Raw genomic sequence first — 5,940 nt, 5'->3', positions numbered from 1 at the left:
GTCCTGGCGGCCGCGGTCGTGGGGGGGGGGCGCGGGGGGGGCGGCCCCCCCCCCCCCCCCCCCCCCGCGCGCCCCCCCCCCCCCCCCCCCCCCCCCCCGGCCCCCCCCCGCCCCCCCCCCCCCCCCCCCCCCCCCCCCCCACGAGGGGAGCTACAGGGAGCGTTCGGTCACGGCTCCGCTGAGCCTCAGCAAGTATCACGGCGTGATAATCCACCGGCCCGTCACATGGCCCCGGTGGGCCCCCTGCTCACAAACAGGGAGCGCGAGTTGACCCGGTGACGTGCAGGTCACGGGTACGACGGTGCGCTTGTCACTGTGCGGCGCCAAGCAGGGAAGCGGGACGACTGTGATCCGGGCCGCGGTCACCGTGCGCGCTGGTCGATGAGTGCGGCCAAGCCGTCCAGGATCCGCTGCAGGCCGAAATCCCATGCCTGATCTTGCCCGTCGGACTGGGCGGCTGAAGCGAGGGCTGCGGTGAGCGCGGGGAATCGCTCGCCGTGCGCCTGCATCAGAACGCCGAGGACGGCGCCCAGTTGGGCTTCGGGGTTGCCTGCGGGGCCTGCCGCACGGGCCTGCTGGGTGATGCCGCGTACGTGACCGACCAGCAGGACAGCCGCGTCCATCCGCTCGGCACCGCTCAATCCGGTGCCGTCCAGGGCGGACACGGCATGCTCCAGCCAGGACAGCTCTCCAGGCCCCATGATCCGCGGCCCGACAGTGGCGTCCAGTGCCCACGAGTGCTGACGAAAAACAGCGAGCAGCCGGCGGGCCCATTCCTCCAGTTGCTCACGCCAGCCACCACGCCGCGCCTTCGCCGCCGGGCAGGGGCCGATCGCGGCGTCCACCATCAGAGCAACCAGCTCGGCTTTGCCCGGCACGTACCGGTACAGCGCCATCTTGGTCACACCCAGTTGCGCGGCGACCCGCTGCATGGACACACCGGCCAACCCCTCCGAGTCGGCGACTTCGATCCCGGCCCGCGCGATGCGGTCCAAGTCGAGTGCCGGCCTGGGGCCTCGCGCGGGCTTGGGGTGCGGACCCCACAGCAGCCGCACCACCTCGGCGTGCTCGCCACCCATGTCTGCCGCCCTCCTGCCCTGCCTTGCCGAATCAACTGTGTCTACGGTACACAGTAAATATCAGTGTCCGCTGGACACAGTTTTTTGAGCGGAGGGGAACCCGTGAACAGGAACGTCCTCATCTCCGGCGCGAGCATCGCCGGCCCGGCGCTGGCCTACTGGCTGGGACGCCACGGCTTCCGGCCGACCGTCGTCGAACTGGCCCCGGCCCTGCGCCAGGGCGGCCAGGCCGTCGACTTCCGTGGAGATGCGCATCTGACCGTGCTGGAACGCATGGGCCTGCTTCCCGAACTGCGCCGCATCCAGACCGGTGGCAGCCCGATGCGCTTCGTCGATGAACGCGGCCGCACGCTGCTGGACCTGCCGGCCGAGTTCGCCGGCGGTGAGATAGAGGTGCTCCGCGGAGACCTGGCCCGAGTGCTCTACGAGCACAGCGCCCCCTGCACCGAGTACATCTTCGGCGACTCGATCGTCAGCCTCACCGAGACCTCCTCCGGCGTGCGGGCCGACTTCCGAAGCGGAATCTCGCGCGACTTCGACCTGGTCATCGGTGCGGACGGACTGCACTCCAACGTCCGTCGCCTCATCTTCGGACCGGAGGAGGACTACGTGAGCCACCTCGGCTACTACGCCGCGACCTGGCAGCTGCCCAACGACCTGGGAGCGGGAACGGGTTCGGTCGGGTACAACGTGCCGGGGCGGCTGGCCTCCGTCGGCGCCGACCACCGGGAGCCGGCACGGGCGGGGGCGTTCTTCGTCTTCGCCGCGCCGAAGCTGTCGTACGACCGCCACGACCCCGAACAGCAGAAGCGTCTGATCGCAGGCGCGTTCTCCGGCCTCGGCTGGGAGGTGCCCCGCCTGCTCGACTCGCTGCACCAGGCCCCCGACCTGTACTTCGACTCGATCAGCCGGGCGGACGTGGATACCTGGTCCACCGGGCGCGTGTGCCTCGTCGGCGACGCCGCCTGCGGGGCCACCATCGGCGGCATGGGCACGGGAACCGCGGTGGTGGCCGCGTACGTCCTGGCCGGCGAACTTGCGCGAGCCCAGGGCGATCACCGGGCGGCCTTCGCCCGCTACGAGAGCAGGCTCCGCAAGTACGCCGAGGGCTGCCAGGCAGGCGGCGACCGCACCGGGAAGTTCCTCGCCCCCGCCACCGCGACCGGCATACGTCTCCGCAACGCCCTGCTGTCCCGGCGCCTGTTCCTGAACGGCATGCTCAAGCTGGGCGAGAAGGTCAGCAGCACCGTGGCCCTGCCCGACTATCCAGCCGACTCCAGCCGCGTCAGCTGGTGACTGAAGCGGCCTTCACTGAGGAGAGGCCCTGTGGTGGTGGGGCGGCGGCTCTCATAAATGCCGCTTCATGCTCGTCCCCCATCTCCGCGCCGAGCTGGAGGTGAAGGCCCCCGCAGAGCCAGCTCGACGCTCTCGAAGAGGCGGGTTGCGATCCCGTCGACAGTGGTTTCCGGGTGTATGAGGCGGAGGCAGAGGCGAACGGGGCTGCCTTCGCGGCGGCGGAGTTCAGGAAACTTCGTTCGAGACGCCGTTCGACACAGTGACACCATGCATCGCATGACGACGAACCGAAAGGCCCATGCCGCGTAGACGGCCAGGGCAGATCCGCGCCGGTATCCCCGGCAGCCAACCGACAACGAGGGCGAGGCCAGCAGTCGACGGCCTGTCTTCGCGTGCCCTGTCCGAGATCGCCCGTCTCGAGCACACCCGCAACTATCTGCAGCCAGGCGATGTCAGCACGGCTGTGGGCCTGTGGAAGAAGTACGTCCACCAGCCCGAGCGCGATCTGTGGCACGACTACGAGTGGGGCAACGTGCACTGGTACTGCTGCGGGGACCCTCTTGAAGCCCGTGCCCTCCTCGACACCGTGACGCGGGCTCTGTCCCCACGGAGCGCCCGTGAACTTCGCAAGATCGTCAACCGGTCGGACGCCGTCTGGGACCGTCCGTCCCCGCCCTATGACCTATGACGTGGACGGAAGATAGAGAGCCAACTCAGAAGAGGCCGGTGCCGACGTACTTCGGGACGTTTTCGAGGATCTCGCGCAGCCACGGGGCGCGGGCGGCCGGCAGTCGAGCCAGGGTGTGCTGGAAGACTCCCGAGTCGATCCGAAACAGCTGGCAGGGGTGCGGTGCGGGTGGGTCGTCGCGGAGGACCCCGCCGGGCAGGGCTTCCGGCGAGGGGTCGGCGGGCAGGTACGGTTCGGGGAAGGCCAGCCACAGCCATACCCCGAACGGCAGCGGAACCAGGTGGGCCGAGGTGCCCCCGGCCGGGTCCCAGACTTCCCCGGTCTGCGGATGGTCCGGTACGAGGAGGATGCCCGCGTCCGTGTCCGGAGCGGGCAGATCCGGTCCGGCCAGGGCGGCACGAAGCGCCGGGGCGTCCGTGGACAGCAGTGCGTCCAGGGTGCGTTGGAAGACTTCCTCGGCCAGGCCGTGCGGGACGGAGACGGGTCGGCCCTCCGAGACCGCCAGCAGGTGGGCGAGCGCCCGGCCGGCTGCCGCCTCCCACCGTGGGCTCCATGACCACCAGTAGTACAGCCCCAGTTGCCGCCCGCCCCACGAGGTGATGGGTTCGTACGGAGGCGTGGCACTCCCCTCGGCCATCAGCTCCGCCCAGGACAGCGGTCCGGTGTCGGTGTCGGCGGCGTCGACGACGGGGTGGCGACGTACGGCGTTCGGGGCGAGCCACACCGCTTGCCAGAGCGAGCAGTCGTCGATTCTGCTTGCCACAGGCAGGCCGCACGCCTCGCAGGCCATGTTGGGTCCATCGGCTCCGTCGAGGCCACAGCAATGGCCGCTGCTCTTCTCCGGGATCAGCATGGTGCCGCGGGTGTCGCCAGGGGCGATGACGACGGAGCCGGGTGCGCCGTCCGAGTGCCGGTCGACCGACGCGTGGATACCGGGGGCGGTCATCTGGCTCGGATCGGCGTCCTCCCCCCTGCGCCACGGTGGTCCCCAGAGCTCCGGCTCCACGGCGAACGTGCCTGGCTCCATGAGCACCGGCAGCTGAACTCCGTTTCCGTACCGCTGATGTGCGTGGGGCGGCAGAGCGACCTGCGACAGCAGGGCGGTCAGCGTGGCACCGCATCCCGCACACACGAAAACGGTCACAAGCCCTCCGCTGGGGAAACGACAGGCATCGTCGCAGACCGACAGAGACCGGGCCAACGGGTTTGGTGGTGGAGCCGACAATTATCACGGCGTGATAGTTCAGGCAGCCCATGCACAGAGGCGTCAGCAGGTCCGCACCTCACCGTCAGAGCACAACCAGAGTGTGGTCCTCAGCCAGCGAAAGCCCGCCCAAGCGATACCTGCAGATTTCCGAGCTGGCGCGCGTATGCCTCCGTACCCACACCCGACCTTCGCCACGCTGTGTAACTGCTCAGAGCAGTAGGTGGCACTAGTTGAGGTGTATCGACGGCTTGAGGGGCACCCCTGAGGAACGGAGCCCTTGCGCGAGTACCGCAGGGCTTCCCGTACGGGGAGTTCCTTTGCTGGCTTCCTTCCCATGTACAGAGAGGGCGTAGCCCCCGCAAGGCTTTGACCTGCGAAATCTCATGCTCGATCGGCACCCAGGGATGCCGATATCGGCATCCTGCGATGCTCATATCGGCACTCTGAGATGCCGATATGAGCACACTAGGATGCCGATACATGTCGTCAGTGGTCATGTCGTCAGTGGTCATCGAAGGAACCGGGCATTTCCTTCGACGACCGATGGCGACATGGCGCCGTACGTCATCGAAGGAACCTCAGGATTCCTTCGATGACCCTCAGCGACATGTCGGTAGGGGGACGTGAAGGAAACGCCACGTTCCCTCGGTTACCACACACGACATGTCGTCCTTGGTAATGTGACGGTCGTCAGAGACAAGCCCAGGTCAGGGGTCGCAAGTGCCAAATCAGGGGCGCAGTGGACGCAGCCGCGCGCTGGTCAACACCGCGACTGGTGAGGTCCACGAGCTGCTGGAACCAGAGGACGAGGGCGCCCCACGCCGCTCCTACGCCTTCGGCGGTCGGCACGGGCAGTTCAGCTTCGAACGAGTCCTCGCCATGCTCGCCGCTGATTCGGGGATCACCGGTAACGAGTTTCGGCTGTTCTTCTACTGCGGGATCATGACGTACAACGGGAAGGGCGGCGCCACAGCAGTGGAGGCCGCCGACTTCCTCGGACTGACCCCGCAAGCGACGAGGAGGATGGCGAAGAAGCTCGCCGAGCACAAGATGCTCCTCGTGGCCGACGTGATCGGCCGGACCATCAAGTACCGGGTGACTCCGCACATCGTCTCCAGTCTCTCCGGACGGGAACAATCCGAAGAGGCAGCCGCCTACCACCTGCCGACCCTGCCGGGCCGTCCGGCGCAGCGACGAAGGGCCTGACCATGGCACGCAACAGTCCATACCCAGAGCTCGAAGCCCTGCAGGCACGTATAAGCGATCTCTCTCACCTCAAGCAGAACGTGCTGATGACCTACGCGATCCTGGGCGGCTTGGACAACAGCGTCGAGCGCACCGCGGCCGAGCTGGCTGAGCGGATTGGCGTACCCGCACCGCACTTCTCCCGGGCACGTCGCGAGCTCGAGGCAGCGGGCTACCTGGAGTGCACGCACACCATGGGCCAGGTGAAGTTCTTCCGCCTGGGCGAGGCGGCAACTGCGCGTCAAGTCGTGGTCCCCCTGCTGAACCGACCGACCGGCTGAGCAAGCACACCAGTCGAGAGAGGCGGGGGGGGGGGCCCCGCCCCCCCCCCCCCCCCCGGGCCCCACCCCCCCCCACAAAAAAGTTTGTGTGGGTTTGGACCACCAACAGCCACGGATTGTCAAGATGGCTGACAGGGGGGGGGT

6 protein-coding genes are annotated in these 5,940 nt (G+C 68.3%); 4 read left to right on the top strand and 2 right to left on the bottom strand.

The window, feature by feature from the left end; all coding sequences use genetic code 11:
* Window positions 1-362: 362 nt before the first annotated feature.
* Entirely contained in the window at window positions 363-1,079 is a 717-nt protein-coding gene (locus ACIGO6_RS41315; RefSeq protein ID WP_399885900.1) for a TetR/AcrR family transcriptional regulator, read from the bottom strand.
* A 102-nt stretch (window positions 1,080-1,181) separates the two neighbouring features.
* On the opposite strand from ACIGO6_RS41315, the gene ACIGO6_RS41310 reads away from it, so the two are divergent.
* Both ACIGO6_RS41310 and ACIGO6_RS41305 read left to right on the top strand, forming a co-directional pair.
* Entirely contained in the window at window positions 1,182-2,375 is a 1,194-nt protein-coding gene (locus tag ACIGO6_RS41310) for an FAD-dependent monooxygenase (protein WP_399885899.1), read from the top strand.
* Between the two features lie 463 nt (window positions 2,376-2,838).
* A complete protein-coding gene (locus ACIGO6_RS41305) occupies window positions 2,839-3,063 on the top strand; it encodes a hypothetical protein (RefSeq protein ID WP_399885897.1) in 225 nt (74 codons plus the stop codon).
* A 25-nt stretch (window positions 3,064-3,088) separates the two neighbouring features.
* On the opposite strand, the gene ACIGO6_RS41300 is transcribed toward ACIGO6_RS41305, so the two are convergent.
* A complete protein-coding gene (locus tag ACIGO6_RS41300) occupies window positions 3,089-4,207 on the bottom strand; it encodes a hypothetical protein (RefSeq protein ID WP_399885895.1) in 1,119 nt (372 codons plus the stop codon).
* A gap of 783 nt (window positions 4,208-4,990) precedes the next feature.
* Here ACIGO6_RS41300 and ACIGO6_RS41295 point away from each other — a divergent pair.
* Complete coding sequence (locus tag ACIGO6_RS41295; RefSeq protein WP_019329405.1) at window positions 4,991-5,476, top strand: helix-turn-helix domain-containing protein; 486 nt, start codon at window positions 4,991-4,993, stop codon at window positions 5,474-5,476.
* A 2-nt stretch (window positions 5,477-5,478) separates the two neighbouring features.
* Window positions 5,479-5,796, top strand: a complete 318-nt coding sequence (locus tag ACIGO6_RS41290; RefSeq protein WP_399885892.1) for a hypothetical protein — start codon at window positions 5,479-5,481, stop codon at window positions 5,794-5,796.
* Window positions 5,797-5,940: the final 144 nt, after the last annotated feature.

The organism is Streptomyces sp. NPDC053750, assembly GCF_044544295.1.
In the GTDB taxonomy this organism is placed as follows: domain Bacteria; phylum Actinomycetota; class Actinomycetes; order Streptomycetales; family Streptomycetaceae; genus Streptomyces.
This window is presented reverse-complemented; position numbering and strand designations above follow the sequence as displayed.